Genomic DNA, 852 nt, shown 5'->3' with positions numbered 1-852 from the left:
TGTCCCGCAGCGGTAACCTGATCCTGGCTGCGCTACTTTGCGCTTCGGCCCCCGCCTATGCGCAAGAAAACAGCGCCGAGCCGCTCACGGCGGCTGCCGCGGAAGCTCAGCGTCAATTGCGCCAGACCTTCACCAATCTGACCTTCGAGGACTTCGGTCCGGCGCCTGTCAGCGGTCCGATATATCAGGCTATTGCGGGTGGACGAGTCATCTATTTCGCGCCGGAGAGCGAGCATCTTCTCTTCGCGGCGGTCTACGACAAGAACGGGGTCAACCTGACGGCGCTGGCGCTGGACGCAAGCGCCAGGAAGCGACTGGGCGCGATCAATCCCGCCGAGGCCCTTGTGGTAGGGCCTGCAGGGGCGCCCAAGGTCATCGAGTTCACCGATCCCGACTGCCCCTATTGCCAGGCGCTCGAACGCTTCTGGCTGGCCAAGGAAGCCGAGGGGAAACCGGTCCAGCGCCTCATCTACTTCGTGAGCGGTATTCACCCGCAGGCGGCAGCAAAAGCCGAGCATATCCTCTGCGCCCCGGACCAGCAGGCGGCTTTCAAATCCGTCTACGCCGGTGGTCAGCCTGCCACGCTGCACAAATGCCGCCCCGGCGCCGAAAAGGTCGCCCGCGACGCCGAGACCGTCCGCAAGATGGGCGTCTCCGGCACGCCGACCCTATTCGTGGACGGCAAGCTCATCTCGGGCTTCCAGCAAGCGGAACTCGAAGCCTTTCTCGAGACCAAGGCGAAGAACGGCCAGTCCAGCCCCTGAAGGCGAAGCTTTTGAACTTTGGCGGACCTCGCCCGCGCGCGCGCGCAATTGCGCCCGCGAGGACCGGAATGCCGGCGGGAGCGCGCCT

1 protein-coding gene is annotated in these 852 nt (G+C 65.1%); it reads left to right on the top strand.

The features are described from left to right. Window positions 1-23: 23 nt before the first annotated feature. Window positions 24-764, top strand: coding sequence for a DsbC family protein (locus QHC67_RS18810; RefSeq protein ID WP_319296688.1), 741 nt, complete (start codon window positions 24-26; stop codon window positions 762-764). Window positions 765-852: the final 88 nt, after the last annotated feature.

This window comes from Sphingobium sp., assembly GCF_033795625.1.
Taxonomy (GTDB): domain Bacteria; phylum Pseudomonadota; class Alphaproteobacteria; order Sphingomonadales; family Sphingomonadaceae; genus Sphingobium.
The sequence above is the reverse complement of the archived record's forward strand: the minus strand, read 5'-3'. Positions and strand labels throughout refer to the sequence as shown.